We start from the raw sequence: 14,443 nt of genomic DNA on the forward strand, positions 1-14,443 counted from the left end.
GGGCGGCGTCGCAGACGTGAGGAGCGCTACCCGTGAAGCTTGGAAGCAGAGCGCTGGTCGTCGCGATGGTCCTGGGCACCGCCGTGTCCGGCCTCGTGGCGACCGGCGCGGCCGTCGCCGAACAGGGCCAGGGCGCGTCGCCGGTGCAGTGGAGCAAGTGCGCCGACGACGTGCTGGCCGAGATCCCCGCCGCGCAGCGGGAACGCGTGACCTGCGCGAACCACCCCGTGCCGCTGGACCACCGCAAGCCGCGCGGTGAGAAGATCACCATCGCCCTGATGAAGGCGCCCGCGACCGACCAGGCCACCAAGGTCGGCTCGCTGTTCATCAACCCCGGCGGCCCCGGCGGGGCCGGCCTGATCTACTCCGCGTACGGCACGTCGTTCTTCCAGCCGGAGGTCATGAAGCGGTTCGACCTGATCGGGTTCGACCCGCGCGGCGTGGGCCGCAGCGCGCCGCTGCGCTGCTTCAAGACCCAGGAGGAGGCCGACGACGTCTTCGGCCGCATCTCCTCGGCACCGGTCACCCGCACCGAGATCCGCGACACCACGAAGGCCACCGAGGAGTACACGGCCGCGTGCAAGCGCACCGCCGGCCCGCTGCTCCAGCACATGTCCACCGAGGACGTGGCGCGTGACCTGGACCTGCTGCGGCAGGGCGTGGGCGACAAGGCGCTGACCTTCGTCGGCTTCTCCTACGGCACGCTGCTCGGCGCGACCTACGCCAACGTGTTCCCGCAGAAGTCCCGCGCCCTGGTGCTGGACGGCAACGTGGACCCGGCGCTGCGCACGTCCAACGGCGCCGAGTACGACCGGCAGCGCGCGCAGGGCTTCGAACTCGCGCTCGACGCGTTCCTCAAGCGCTGCGTCGCCGAAGGCGCGAAGTGCGCCTACAGCGACGGTGACCCGCGCGCCAAGTTCGACCAGGTGCGCGACTCGCTGCGCGAGAAGCCGGTCACCCTGGCCTCCGGCGAGGTGGTCACCTACCAGAGCTACGTCGGCCGGGTGAGCGGCGACCTGTACAGCATCCCCCGCCTGAAGCCGCTGGCCGCCTGGTTGCAGGCCGTCTACGGCGCGGTGAACCCGTCCGCCGCGCTCGCCGTGCAGGACACCCCCGTGCTGGAGGCCCCGCTGGCCAACAAGAACGGCATGGCGGACGTCAACGCGGGGGTCGTGGGCGACGCCGAGTACCTGTCCGACGACTCGTACTACGGCGTGAACTGCACCGACAAGCCGTTCCTCCGGATCCCGGGGCTGTTCCCGGTGGTCGCGGCGAAGTGGGAGCGCGAGTCGCCCACGTTCGGTCGCCAGCAGGCCGCGTCCGACCTGCTGACCTGCCCGACGTGGCCGGTCCGCCACCCCGACCGCTGGGCGGGCCCGTGGAACAAGCGGACGCCGAACCCGGTCGTCGTGGTGGGCAACTACTACGACCCGGCGACGCAGTACAAGTTCTCGCAGCGGATGGCGCGTCAGCTCGGCAACGCGCGGCTGATCACCGTCGACGCGTTCGGGCACTGCATCCTCGGCAAGAGCACGGGTGCCGACACCCTGGTGACCGACTACCTGGTGAACCTGAAGGCCCCGGCCGACGGGCAGGTCTTCCAGTCCAACACCCAGCCGTTCTAGCCCGTCCGGGTGCGGCTGTCCCGGGCGACCGCGACAGCCGCACCCACCAGGACCACCAGTTCCGGACGTCCCGGCACGTACCAGGCCGCGACCAGGTAGCCGACCGCCGTGGCGGCGACCAGCAGGTCCCGCGTCCGCCACGCCCACAACACCAGCCCGACCACGACGACGGTCGCGAGGGCGCGGGCCTCGTGCACCCCCGGGTCGGGGCCGATGCCCACCACGGCCACGGCGCTCAGCTCGTGGCTTGACAACTCCATGACGCTGCGCCGGTGGACTTCCAGGGCCGCGCTGCCGAACCGGTAGACCTCCAGCGTCGCCGTGGCCAGGCCCAATCCCAAGGCCAGCAACGGGAACCAGGCCCCGGGCCGCCGCGCGTGCAGGTCGTGCGCCGCGATCACGAGCGCCGCCGCGACCGCGACGATCGCGGCGTACGGCGGCGGTTCGAACAAGGCCGCCACCGCGTACACCGCCGTCGCCGCGATCAGCCGGGGACCGCGCCGCCAACCGGCGATGACCGTCAGGACCGCGATCCCGACCAGTGACCCGTACTCCCAGACCGCGCCGAGCAGCCCCACCACGACCAGCGGCACCCACTCGCGGTCTCGGGCGAACGCGACAGCCGCGCCGGCGCACAGCACCGCGACGACCGCGAATGGCACCCAGGTCATGGGCGGCGGTGGTTCGTACCAGTCCAGTGCCGTCAACCCCGTCTCGAACGCCATGCTCACCGACTCCGTCATCGGTGCCCACGCCCGCCACGGCTCGTCGGTGAGCCACAGCGAACCCTGCCAGCCGACGAAAACCGCCAGACCCGTTGCCAGCAAGGGAAACCAGAGCCCTGGTCGGCGTGCGTGCAAGTCGTGCGCGGCCAACAACAACGCCCCCGCGAACGCCACGACCGCCGGCAACGGCGTCCACCCGAACACCGCCGCGACCGCGAACACGACATCGGCCGCCACGAGTCGCCAATCGCCTGCCCGCCACGCCGCGGCGAGCAACAGCGGCACACCCGCGAGCGGCCCGTACTCCCAGATCTCGGCCAGCAACCCCACCAGAACCAATGGCAGCCACGCCATCGCGCCTCACCCCCTGAGGCGACACACCCTAGCGACGGGCGTCCGGCCGGCTCAGCGCACCTTGCGGCGCAGGGGAACCTCGGGAAACGCGTCTCGGCCGGAGCGGGTGTTGCGCCAGTCCCACCACTCGCGCGCGCCGCACACCTGGTACATCACCTCGCGCGCCTCGTCGTGGGTGAGCACGCCGTCCCGCTCCGCGCTCTCGATGCCCGTGCACTCGTGGGTGAACTCGCGGTACGCGTCGACGACGTCCACGGTGGGCTGCGAGGACACGTACGCCATCGGCACGATCGCCCGCAACCACTCGTAGGCGCCGGCCAGCAACGTCGTCGGCTCGTCGTCGTAGACCTTCGGGTCGAGCCCGGCGAGATCGGACGCGAACCGCCGGAAATCGTGCCGCGCGGGGACGAAGAACGCACACCGCCGGTCGACGCGCTGCCGGTCCAGCGCGTGGTAGAGCGCCATCCCCATCTCCAGCGGCATGTTCATCCGCGCGAGGTTGTCCGGCCCCTCGCCGTGCGCGCGGGAGAGGTCGTGCAGCGAGTAGTGGCAGTTCCGGATCGCCTCGAAGATCATTTCCAGCCGTAGTTGGTCCGGCGAGGAGAGGTCCCGCGCACTCACCGGCACCAGCCCGGCGGCGACCACCGCGAAGCCCAGTGCGTCGGCGTGCCGGCGGAAGTCCTTGTCGTACGGGTGGTTCAGGAACACCTGGTACGGCGCGTACGCGGCGATGTCCCGGCGCATCACCGGTCCACCCCGGAGCGGATGGCGAGCCCGCGCACCAACCGCCGCAACGCGCGCCGGTACCGGGTCTCGTCGGACCACCCGGTGAAGTCCACGGCCGTCCGGGCGCGCAGCAGCGGGTGCACCACGCCGGGGTCCGGGTCTACCAGCACCGGAACCACTCGGCGTTCCGCACGGGGCGTCAAGGCTTGGCGGATCTCGTACTCGATCCACTGGCTGTCCGCGGAATGCCTGCTCTGCACCACCACGAAGGAATCGGCGCGGTCGAGCGCGGCGTTGATCGATTCCGGGAACCACTCGCCGGCCCGGATGTTCGCCGACTCGGTCCACGTCGAGAACCCCGCGTCCGCCAGGTCGTCCCGGAGCCGACGGACGAACGGCGCGTCCTCCCGCGCGTAGCTGATGTAGCAGTTCGGCAGGCGCTCGTCGCCCTGGCCCAGCGCGGACCGCGCCAGGTCGGCGGCTTCCCCGGCCTCGCCGGACCACGGCTGGACCGGGACGCCGAGGCCCGCCAACATCCCCACCGGCCCGGTGGTCAGGACCAGCGCCCGCCGCCCCAGGTGCCCGAGGGCGTAGCCGACGCCGAACGACTCGGGCGGGGTGAGCGGACCGCCGTGGTGCAGGATCAGCGCCGACTCGGTGCCGTCGACGAAGGACCGCACGTCCGGGTCCGCCACCGGGCGGGCCGGCACCCCCAGCGCGGCGGCCACCGCCTCGGCCAGCCCCACCGCGCCCCCGCAGTGCAGCACCAGCAGCGGACGCCGGGCCCGGCGTCCGCTCCGGTCCGCGACGCCGTCGAGCGCCGGGGTGAGGGCGTCGGCCAGTTCACGCGCCGAGGCGACCTCGGTGGTGGGCGCGGTCGCCACCACGAACTCGCGGAACTCCCGCTGCCGGCGATCGGATGAGCGGTCGTCGGCGAGCAGGAACACCACCCGGGGCACGCCGATCTCGACCGCCGTGCGGTACTCGAACTCCGCGTAGGAAACCGGTTCGTCGGGGAGTTCCGGTCCGTAGGCGGATCCGAGCACGCCCACGTACAGGTCACTCTCGCGGATCATCCGCCGGCACTGCTCGGTGAGCGGCAGGTCCGGCGATGCCCCGGGTTCCAGCGCCACACCACCGAAGTCCGCGACGACCGTCCGAGCGGCCTCCACCAGGGCGGAGGTCCCCAGCCCCGAGGAGTAGCCGAGGAACACGCCTAACGGTGCCATCGCGCCATGCTAGTTGGCCCGACACGCAAAAGGGCCGCCCACCGGGGTGGACGGCCCTTGAGCTTGGGGTGTGACTAGCTGCGGACCATCTTGCGCAGGACGTACTGCATGATGCCGCCGTTGCGGTAGTAGTCGGCCTCACCGGGGGTGTCGATGCGGACGACCGCGTCGAACTCCACCTTCGAGCCGTCCGTCTTCGTGGCGGTCACGTGCACCGTGCGCGGCGTGTCGCCGTCGTTCAGCGCGGTGATGCCGGTGAAGTCGAACGTCTCCGTGCCGTCCAGACCGAGGTCCGCGGCCGTGTTGCCGGCCGGGAACTGGAGAGGCAGGACGCCCATGCCGATCAGGTTGGAGCGGTGGATCCGCTCGAACGACTCGGCGATCACCGCGCGCACGCCGAGCAGCGAGGTGCCCTTGGCCGCCCAGTCGCGCGACGAGCCCGAGCCGTACTCCTTGCCCGCCAGCACGACCAGCGGCACGCCCGCCTCGGCGTAGGACACCGACGCGTCGTAGATGGTGGTCTGCGGCGCGCCCTCGGCCAGGAAGTCGCGGGTGAAGCCGCCCTGGACGTCGTCGAGCAGGAGGTTGCGCAGGCGGATGTTCGCGAACGTGCCGCGGATCATCACCTCGTGGTTGCCGCGGCGCGAGCCGTAGGAGTTGAAGTCCTTGCGCTCCACGCCGTGCTCGGTGAGGTACTTGCCCGCCGGCGAGTCGGCCTTGATCGCGCCGGCCGGGGAGATGTGGTCGGTGGTGACCGAGTCGCCCAGCAGGGCCAGCACCCGCGCGCCGCCGATCTCGGTGACCGGCTTGGGCTCCATCTCCATGCCCTCGAAGTACGGGGGCTTGCGCACGTAGGTGGACTGCGCGTCCCACTCGAAGGTCTTGCCGGTCGGCGTGGGCAGCGACTGCCACCGCTCGTCGCCCGCGAACACGTTCTCGTAGCCCTTGGTGAAGCCCTCCGGGCTGATCGACGACGCGACGACCTCGGAGATCTCCTGCGGCGACGGCCAGATGTCGGCCAGGTAGACCGGCTCGCCGTTCTGGTCGGTGCCCAGCGGCTCGGTGGTGATGTCCTTGTCCATCGACCCGGCCAGCGCGTACGCCACCACGAGCGGCGGGGACGCCAGGTAGTTCATCTTGATGTCCGGGTTGATCCGGCCCTCGAAGTTCCGGTTGCCCGACAGCACCGACACCGCGGCGAGGTCGCCCTCGCCGATGCCCGCCGAGATCTCGTCCTGCAACGGGCCGGAGTTGCCGATGCACGTGGTGCAGCCGTAGCCGACCAGGTGGAAGCCGAGCTTCTCCAGGTACGGCAGCAGGCCCGCGCGCTCGTAGTAGTCCATGACGACCTTGGAGCCCGGCGCGAGGGTGGTCTTCACCCACGGCTTGCGCTCCAGGCCCTTCTCCACGGCCTTCTTCGCCAGCAGCGCCGCGCCGATCATCACCGACGGGTTGGACGTGTTGGTGCACGAGGTGATCGCGGCGATCGCGACCGCGCCGTGGTCCAGCTCGAACTCCGCGCCGTCGAGGCTGACCTTCACCGGGTTGGACGGGCGGCCGTCGGCGCCCTGGGCGGCGGAGTGGAACACGTGCGGCGCGCCGCCCGCGTCACCGTTGGACACCGCGGTCGGGTCGCTGGCCGGGAACGTCTCGTCCACGGCCTCGTCCACGTTGGACTTGGGCTCGGCCTCGGTCTTGGACACGTACGCGCCCAGCGCCTGCCGGAAGGCGGGCTTGGCGTTGGTCAGCTCGATGCGGTCCTGCGGGCGCTTGGGGCCGGCGATCGACGGGACGACCGTCGACAGGTCCAGCTCCAGCGTCTCGGAGTAGACCGGCTCGTGGTCGGCGTCGTGCCAGAGGCCCTGCTCCTTGGCGTAGGCCTCGACCAGCGCGAGCTGGTCGGCGGTGCGGCCGGTGAGCTTGAGGTAGTCGATCGTCTCGCCGTCGATCGGGAAGATCGCGCAGGTCGAGCCGAACTCCGGGCTCATGTTGCCGATGGTGGCGCGGTTGGCCAGCGGTACCGCGCCGACGCCCGAGCCGTAGAACTCGACGAACTTGCCGACCACGCCGTGCTTGCGGAGCATCTCGGTGATGGTCAGCACCAGGTCGGTGGCGGTCGCGCCGGCGGGCAGCTCGCCGTGCAGCTTGAAGCCGACGACGCGCGGGATCAGCATCGACACCGGCTGGCCGAGCATCGCGGCCTCGGCCTCGATGCCGCCGACGCCCCAGCCGAGCACGCCGATGCCGTTGACCATGGTGGTGTGCGAGTCGGTGCCGACCAGCGTGTCCGGGTAGGCCTGCGGGAGCGTGCCTTCACCGCCGGCAGGCAGGCGACGGACCATCACCACGCGCGCCAAGTGCTCGATGTTGACCTGGTGGACGATGCCGGTGCCGGGCGGGACGACCTTGAACTCGTCGAACGCGGTCTGGCCCCAGCGCAGGAACTGGTAGCGCTCCTTGTTGCGCTGGTACTCCAGGTCGACGTTGAGCTCGAAGGCGTCCGGGCGGCCGAAGATGTCGGCGATCACCGAGTGGTCGATGACCAGTTCGGCCGGCGCGAGCGGGTTGACCTTCGTCGGGTCGCCGCCCAAGTGGGTGACGGCCTCGCGCATGGTGGCGAGGTCGACCACGCAGGGCACGCCGGTGAAGTCCTGCATCACCACGCGGGCCGGGGTGAATTGGATCTCCGTGTCGGGCTCGGAACTCGGGTCCCAACTGCCCAACGCGCGGACGTGGTCGGCGGTGATGTTCGCGCCGTCCTCGGTGCGCAGGAGGTTCTCCAGCAGGATCTTCAAGCTGTACGGCAGACGCTCGGCGCCCTCGACCGCGCTCAGCCGGAACACCTCGTACGAGGAGTCCCCCACGGTGAGCGTGCCGCGGGCGCCGAAGCTGTCCTTGCTAGCTGGTGCAGTCACGTGAAACTCCATCTGGTGACGCGCAAAGTCGGTTGGGGAACTGCTTGGTGAGTCTTCCGCACCCGCCGGCGCGGCGCTCCTTCGCCTTAAACAGTACGCGTGTCCTGTATTCGGCTTCAACCCGGTCCTACCTAGATCGGGGCATCATCACACCCGTGGTCCGTCTTGATCGAGTCGGTAAGCGGTACGGGCGCGGCCCGTGGGTGCTCCGCGACGTGACGCTGGCGGTCGAACCGGGCGAAACGGTCGTGGTGACCGGCGGCAACGGCTCCGGCAAGTCCACCCTGCTGCGGATCGCCGCCGGGCTGAGCCGCCCGACGTCCGGCCGGGTGGCGCGCCCCGCCTCGGTCGGGTACCTGCCCGAGCGGTTCCCGCCCGGCGTGAAGCTCTCCGCGCGGGACTACCTGCGGCACCTGGCCGCCGTGCGCGGCGTCCCGGCGCGGTGGGACCTGGTCGAGGCGCTCGGCTTCGTCGGCGACCCGGACGCGCCGATGGCGACCCTGTCCAAGGGCAACACCCAGAAGGTCGCCCTCGCCCAGGCGCTCGCCGCGACCGGCCTGCTGGTGCTCGACGAGCCGTGGTCGGGCCTCGACGCCGCCGCCGGCGCGGTGCTCGCCGAGTTCGTCACCGGCGGCGCGGCCGCCCGGCTGATCACCGACCACCACGGCCACGACCTGCCCGGCGCGCGGGAGTTCGCGCTCGGCGCGCGCCGGACCGGTGTCGTCGTCGAACTGGACCGGGTGGGGGAGTCGTTCGAGAAGATCAGCGTGTTGGCGGGCGTGCGGGAGGCGCGGGTGGTCGGCCGCGGCGCGCGGGTCGAGGTCGAGCCCGGGTTCAGCGACCAGGTGCTGGTCGAGGCGTTGCGGCTGGGCTGCTCGGTGCGGAGCGTGCGGTCGTGACGGCGCTGGTGCGGTACCTGCTCGCGGACGTCCTGCGCACCCAGCGCTACCTGCCGCCGCTGCTGGTGTTCGCCGCCGTGCTGGCCATGTTCAACGCCGGCGACGCCGGGCCGCCGCCGTCCGCGTACGCCGGGTCGACCGCGTTCCTGTACCCGGTCGCGGTGTGGCTGACCATCGTCGTGGCCACCGCCGAGGACCCGGTGCGGCGCGCGGTGACCGTCGTGACGGCCGGCGGGTGGGGACGTTCGCAGGCGGCGGTGGCCATCTTGTCGTGCCTGCTGGTGACGGTGGTGGCGGCGTTCGCCGCGCTGCTGCCGGTGCTCACCCAGAGCCGTCCCTACCCGCCCGGCACCGTGGCGCTCGGGTTCGCCGCGCTGCTGGTCGCCGGGGTCGTCGGGGTCGGCGTGGGCGTGCTGTGCGCACGACCGGTGATCACCCAGCACGGCTGGTCCGTGCTCGCCGCAGCCGCGCTCGTCGTGCTCGCGTACCTGTTCGGCCAGACCCCGCCGATCGGGAACGTCCTGGGCGCGCTCGGCCACGAGTACGACCTGGTCCCGCACCTCGCGGTGTCCGGCGCGTGCGCGGTCGTGCTGGTGGTGGGAGCGACCTGGCTGTCCCGAACGCTAGGCCCACGCCGGAACTAGCGCGGCTGTCGGACCCCGGAGTCGGGTCAGCCGAGCACCTGGTCGAGATAGGCGACGGCTTCGGCCGGGTCGGTGGTCACCGCGGCGAGGTAGCCGTCCGGGCGGATCAGCAGCAAGGTGCCCTCGGTCGCGCCGTACGCCGCCTCGACGTGACCGTCCACGTCGACCACGGAGTGCGTGCGGACGTAGGGGTGCGCGTCCCGCACGTACGCCACTGCGTCCTGCGCGCCGATCCCCACCAGCGCGAACTCCGGCCCTTGGAACAGGTCGAACATCCGGGCCGGCGTTCCGTCCACGAGCGCGCACGGCGCGTCCGGCGCGCGGTCGCCCGCTCGTTCGCCGACCCCCGCCAGCGGTCCGCCGCGGTAGGTCAGGGCCAGTTGCAGCGTCTCGTCGTCGCGCTTGCCGGGCCACTGCGTCGCGTCCGCCTCGTGGTGCAGCCGGCTGGTGACGCCCAGCAGCCACGCGGCCACCGGCAGGCGTTCGGCCTCGTAGGTGTCGAGCAGTTCCCCGCCCGCGCCGGTCAGCACGGCGGCCAGCTTCCAGCCCAGGTTGTAGGCGTCCTGGATACCGGTGTCCATGTCCTGGCCGCCGGCCGGCGGGTGCACGTGCGCCGCGTCGCCCGCCAGGAACACCCGGCCCACCCGGTACCGGTCCACCATCCGCACGTTCGCCCGGTACGGCGACATCCACGTCGCCTCCCGCACGACGACGTCGTCCCGGCCGGTGCGCGCCCGGACCAGCGTGCGCAGCACCTCCAGCGACGGCTCGGCGTCCGCCGGGGCCCGCAACCGGTAGAGGTCCGTGCCCGGCAGCGGGCACAGCGCGAGAAGCCCGGCGGGCGACTTCGGCCACGCGTGCCAGTGCTCGCGGTCCAGGCCGTCCAGCCGCACGTCCCCGATCACCAGCCGCTGGTCGTCCCACGTCTCGCCCTCGAAGCCCACGCCGAGCCGCTTGCGCACCGGGCTGCGCCCGCCGTCGCAGCCCACCAGGTACGCCGCCCGCACCAGCTCGCCGCCGACCACGGCGGTGACCCCGTCGCCGTCCTGCTCGAACGAGGTGACCTCCGTGCCGTACTCGACCGCGCCGCCCAGCTCCGCCAGCCGGTCCCGCAGGATCCGCTCCACCCGGAACTGGGGGATGATCACGGTGCTCGGGTACGGCGCGTCCGGCGTCGGCCGCTTCCCCTCGTCCACCACGCCCAGGTCGTGCAGCACCTCGATCGACCGCGGCTGCAACGCCTTGCCCGGCGACCCGGTGAACGGCCCGCCGGCGCGGTCCACCAGCCGGAACCCCACCCCGCGCCGCGCCAGGTCGACGGCGAGGGTGAGGCCGGTCGGTCCGGCCCCGACGATCAGTACCTGCGTGTCCATGGCGGCCACTGTGCCCACCGGTGCTGCCAAACCGCTGTCATCGCGGTGTCAGCCCCCATGTCAGCCCCCCGCGTCAGCCCCCCGAGTCAGCACCGGTGTCACGCGGTCCGGCCGCCCGGACGTCGGCCGGGTGGGCGGACCGGACGTCGGATGGGGTGGCGGGGGACCGGCGCGGCCGCCGGACGTGGAGAAGCCCCGCCGGCGGTACCGGCGGGGCTCCTCGCAGGGGTCTCTACCTGCGGTGACCCTACTTGCCGAGCTTGAGCAGCTCGTCGATGTCCTTCGGGTCCAGACCGCGCATCAGGGTCAGGAAGATCTCGCTGTAGGAGCGGATCGGGCTGACGTACCACTGGCCGTTGACCTCGGTCGCGACCACGCCGACACCGTCCTTGAGCACCTGCGCGCCGATCCGCGAGATCACGTCCACCACGGCCTGCGGCATCTTGCGGCCACCCTGCTGCTTGGCCAGGTCCGCGATCTCGTCCGCGCACAGCCGCTGGGTCTGGCCGTCGGCCTTGGCGGTGTAGCAGTCGCCGTCGCGGCTGACCTCGCCCTTCTGGCCCTTGACCTCCAGCACCAGCTTGCGGATCGTGAGCTGCTTGCCGCCGGTGACGTCCTTCGAGTCGGTCTCCAGCTCGATCAGCTTCGCGCCGGTGGCGGGCACCCGGCCGATCTGGTCGAGGATCACCGGGCCGACGTCCTGGAGCACGCCCATCTCGTCCGGCGGCAGCAGGGCGATGACGCCCTTGATGTCACCGGCCAGCGCCTTCTCCACGATGCCCTTGGCGGCGGCCTCGGCCGAGTCCGCACCCTCGGGCGTGATGCCCTGGGACGGCCACTTGAGGTTCTCCTCCTCCAGCGCCGCGTTGGCGATCGTGTAGAACAGCGACGGGTACCACTCGTCGCCGACCTTGACCGTGGCGATGCCGATCGGCTTGCCCTTGCGGTCGGCCTTCTCCTTGGCGAAGTCCAGCGTCTCGGTCTCCGGGGCCTGGTCGACCTTCGCGCCCAGGGCCTTGACCAGCTTGTCGGTCAGCGGGATCTGCTTGACGTCCGAGGTGAAGGTGATCTTGCCCTCGACGACCTTGTTGATCGTGACCCGGTCGTTGACCTTCTCCGCGGCGGCCTCGTCGAACTTGATGCCCTCGCTCTTGATCGTGACGCCGCTGATCTTCTGCGGGTCCGCCTCGGGCTTGAGGATCTCCAGCCGCTTGGCCTCGCTGACCGTGGCCTCGGTGTAGTCCTTGCTGAGCTTGGCCTCGGCCGGGGCCAGGCCGTTCATGATGCCCAGGACGTCACCGCTGCCCAGCGCGCTGAGCAGGTTGTTCGCCGCGGTCTGCGGCGTGTCGGAGCCGGCGGCGACGGAGTCGGAGCTGCGCAGCGCGCGCACCGTGAAGAACGTGCCCGCGGCCAGCACGAGGACGGCGACGACGGCCGTGACGACCAGGCCGGTCCGCTTCTTCTTCGGCGGCTGGCCGCCCGCGTACCCGAACGGCTGCTGCGGGCCGCCGAACTGCTGGCCGTAGCCCTGCTGGGGGAAGCCCTGCGGGCCGGTCTGCGGAAAGCCCTGCTGCTGCGGCTGCGGGCCGGTCTGGGGGTAACCCTGCTGGTAGCCGCCCTGCTGCTGGCCGCCGTAAGGCTGCTGGCCGGGCTGCTGCTGCGGTTGACCCTGCGGCTGCTGCTGCCACCCGCCCTGCTGCGGCTGACCGTACGGGTTGTTCTGCGGTGGCCATTCGCCTCCGCCGCCACTCGGGTAGCTCACGGTGCTCCTCCTGGACTGATCGCTGTGCGGGTGTTCGCGGTGAGCACGGTGATCGCACCCGCGATCCCCAGCACGGCACCACCGAGGGTGACGACCGGTCCGGTCAGGCTGATCCCGACCAGCGCTCCCTCGTTGCCCCCTTGGACGGCGGCAAGTGCCGCCACCGTTCCCGCAATCGTGCCAAAGACCAGGGCGGTACAGGCGGCAATCCGGTGAAGTCGTAGCAACCAGAGCACGAAACAGCCCACCGCCAACGGGGTGACACCCACCCAGACGGCCCGCACCACGTCCCCTGACGTGCTGTCCAACCCGGCGAAACCACGCAGCGCGAGCACCTCGTAACTGTCCCTCGTGACCGATCCGGAACGCAGCCACGGCAGGAACGTCCCAGCCACGCCTGTGATCAAGCCGACAACCCCGACTACCGCACCCCAAGTCCTGCGCACGTGGCCATGCTCGCAAATCTCCGGCGTGGAATGGTGGGGGAATGGACGCACGGGACGCGATGGCGGCCGCGCGGCGGATCACCGCGCTGACCGGTGCCGGGGTCTCGACCGACTCGGGCATCCCTGACTTCCGCGGCCCGCGCGGCGTGTGGACGGCGCTCGGGCGTGAGTTCACCATGGACGGCTACCTGACCGACCCGGCCGTGCGGCGGGCGGCGTGGCAGGCGCGGGCGACGCATCCGATGTGGACGGCCGAGCCGAACGCGGCGCACCGGGCGCTGGCGGAGCTGGAGCGCGCCGGCCGGGTGCGGGCGCTGCTGACCCAGAACGTCGACCGGCTGCACCAGCGGGCGGGGTCGGTGGCGGTGGTGGAGCTGCACGGGTCGTTGACGGGGACGGTGTGCGTCGACTGCGGGGCGACCGGGGCGATGAGCGCGGCGCTGGACCGGGTGCGGGCGGGGGAGGACGACCCGGACTGCGGCGCGTGCGGCGGGATCCTGCGGTCCACGACCGTCGCTTTCGGACAGCCGTTGGACGCCGACGTGCTGCGCGCGGCGCGGACCGCGGCGTTGGACTGCGACCTGATGCTGGTGGCGGGGACGTCGCTGTTGGTGGAGCCCGCGGCGAGCCTGGTCGGGTTGGCGGCGCAGGCGGGCGCGGCGGTGGTCATCTGCAACAAGGAGCCGACGCCTTACGACGGCGTTGCGACTGCCGTGGTGCGCGGGCCGGTGGGAGTGTCGTTGCCGGCGCTGGTGGCGGTCCCGGTGGTCGGGTCGGGCCCGGTCCGGACGTGGGGCGATCCGAGCACTTGGTGATCACCCGGCCGTGGCCTTCCTTCACCCTCCCGGGGTGGGGGATGGTGGGAAGATGATCACATGGGGGAGCAGCAGTCGCCGATCAACATCGTCCACCGGCTGACCGTGCCGACCGGCGACATCGGGCTGGACGTGCGCTGGCTGCCGGGGGTGCGTGGGTTCGAGGTGCGGCCGGAGGCGGACGGCGTGCGCTTCCACCCGCACGACCAGCACGTGGTGCGGCTGGGCGAGGCCGTGTTCCGGCTGGAGAACGTGCACTTCCATCGGCCGAGCGAGCACTGGGTGGAGGGAGTGCGGCAGACGGCGGAGATGCACGCGGTGCACATCCGTGCGGACGAGAGCTTGCGCGTGTGCGTGGTCGCGGTGTTCCTGGAACTGGCGTACGCAGACTCGGCCCCGACGGCGTCCGTGCCCGGCCCTTCCGTCCCTGGCGCGGGGTCGGTCGGGACGGTGCCCGGTTCGGTGCTTCCCGGTTCGGTGCTGCCCGGTTCGGTGGTGCGGGGCCCGGAGGAGTTCGCACTGCGCGACCTGCTCCCGGCCGAGTCCCGGTGCTACCGGTACGAGGGGTCGCTGACGACACCGGAGTTCGACGAGACGGTGAGCTGGGTGGTGCTGCGCGAACCCGTGAAGGTGACGGACCCGAACCTCGCCGCCTTCATCCGCTCCCACGCGGACAAGGCCCGAGCACCCCAACGCCTGAACCGGAGGTTCGTACTCTCCTCCACCTGACACCCCGCCCGCCGCCCCGCCCGTCCCGCGACGCCGCGTTGACCGCACTGCACCGTCGGGCGAGGTCGCCGCGCCATGCGGGCCGCGCCGCTGGACGGCGCCGCCCCGCGCCCTGGTCGCCGCGCCGCCCCACTCCGCGTCCTTGCGCCCGCGCACCGACTCGTCTCGCGGCAGCGGCCCGGCTCGGCTCGGCTCGGCTCG

12 protein-coding genes are annotated in these 14,443 nt (G+C 71.9%); 5 read left to right on the forward strand and 7 right to left on the reverse strand.

Translation table 11 applies throughout. The features are described 5' to 3' along the window. The first annotated feature begins 65 nt into the window (after positions 1-65). Positions 66-1,625 carry an alpha/beta hydrolase gene (locus BN6_RS15025; RefSeq protein ID WP_041312832.1) on the forward strand — a complete coding sequence of 520 codons (1,560 nt, stop codon included), beginning with the start codon at positions 66-68 and terminating at the stop codon, positions 1,623-1,625. On the opposite strand, the gene BN6_RS15030 is transcribed toward BN6_RS15025, so the two are convergent. The 4 genes from BN6_RS15030 to BN6_RS15045 all read right to left on the reverse strand — a co-directional run bounded on the left by BN6_RS15030 (position 1,622) and on the right by BN6_RS15045 (position 7,574). Then, entirely contained in the window at positions 1,622-2,704 is a 1,083-nt protein-coding gene (locus BN6_RS15030; protein ID WP_015100507.1) for a hypothetical protein, read from the reverse strand. The two genes, BN6_RS15025 and BN6_RS15030, sit on opposite strands and share 4 nt — an antisense overlap. A 51-nt stretch (positions 2,705-2,755) precedes the next feature. After that, a complete protein-coding gene (locus tag BN6_RS15035) occupies positions 2,756-3,448 on the reverse strand; it encodes a hypothetical protein (RefSeq protein ID WP_015100508.1) in 693 nt (230 codons plus the stop codon). Beyond that, complete coding sequence (locus tag BN6_RS15040) at positions 3,448-4,659, reverse strand: TIR domain-containing protein (RefSeq protein WP_015100509.1); 1,212 nt, start codon at positions 4,657-4,659, stop codon at positions 3,448-3,450. The genes BN6_RS15035 and BN6_RS15040 overlap by 1 nt, the downstream gene beginning before the upstream one ends. Positions 4,660-4,733: 74 nt before the next feature. After that, the gene (locus BN6_RS15045) at positions 4,734-7,574 is read right to left on the reverse strand and encodes an aconitate hydratase (RefSeq protein WP_015100510.1); all 2,841 of its coding nucleotides are present in this window, start codon (positions 7,572-7,574) and stop codon (positions 4,734-4,736) included. 155 nt (positions 7,575-7,729) lie between these two features. Here BN6_RS15045 and BN6_RS15050 point away from each other — a divergent pair, with 155 nt between their 5' ends. Both BN6_RS15050 and BN6_RS46665 read left to right on the forward strand, forming a co-directional pair. Further along, on the forward strand, positions 7,730-8,473 hold the full coding sequence (locus BN6_RS15050) for an ABC transporter ATP-binding protein (protein ID WP_041312835.1): 744 nt from the start codon (positions 7,730-7,732) through the stop codon (positions 8,471-8,473). Continuing rightward, entirely contained in the window at positions 8,470-9,117 is a 648-nt protein-coding gene (locus BN6_RS46665; protein WP_015100512.1) for a hypothetical protein, read from the forward strand. Before BN6_RS15050 ends, BN6_RS46665 begins: the two co-directional genes overlap by 4 nt. 26 nt (positions 9,118-9,143) lie before the next feature. Here the strand turns inward: BN6_RS46665 and BN6_RS15060 are convergent, their stop codons facing one another. The 3 genes from BN6_RS15060 to BN6_RS15075 all read right to left on the reverse strand — a co-directional run bounded on the left by BN6_RS15060 (position 9,144) and on the right by BN6_RS15075 (position 12,587). Beyond that, positions 9,144-10,490: an FAD-dependent monooxygenase gene (locus BN6_RS15060; protein ID WP_041316843.1), complete on the reverse strand. Its 1,347-nt coding sequence runs from the start codon at positions 10,488-10,490 to the stop codon at positions 9,144-9,146. A 247-nt stretch (positions 10,491-10,737) separates the two neighbouring features. Continuing rightward, positions 10,738-12,252, reverse strand: coding sequence for a hypothetical protein (locus BN6_RS15065; protein WP_015100514.1), 1,515 nt, complete (start codon positions 12,250-12,252; stop codon positions 10,738-10,740). Then, positions 12,249-12,587 carry a hypothetical protein gene (locus BN6_RS15075; protein WP_148302884.1) on the reverse strand — a complete coding sequence of 113 codons (339 nt, stop codon included), beginning with the start codon at positions 12,585-12,587 and terminating at the stop codon, positions 12,249-12,251. The genes BN6_RS15065 and BN6_RS15075 overlap by 4 nt, the downstream gene beginning before the upstream one ends. Before the next feature lie 152 nt (positions 12,588-12,739). Between BN6_RS15075 and BN6_RS15080 the strand changes: the two genes are divergently transcribed. Beyond that, the gene (locus BN6_RS15080; RefSeq protein ID WP_015100516.1) at positions 12,740-13,513 is read left to right on the forward strand and encodes an SIR2 family NAD-dependent protein deacylase; all 774 of its coding nucleotides are present in this window, start codon (positions 12,740-12,742) and stop codon (positions 13,511-13,513) included. A 60-nt stretch (positions 13,514-13,573) separates the two neighbouring features. Continuing rightward, a complete protein-coding gene (locus tag BN6_RS15085) occupies positions 13,574-14,242 on the forward strand; it encodes a carbonic anhydrase family protein (protein ID WP_015100517.1) in 669 nt (222 codons plus the stop codon). Positions 14,243-14,443: the final 201 nt, after the last annotated feature.

This window comes from Saccharothrix espanaensis DSM 44229 (assembly GCF_000328705.1).
Lineage (GTDB): Bacteria > Actinomycetota > Actinomycetes > Mycobacteriales > Pseudonocardiaceae > Actinosynnema > Actinosynnema espanaense.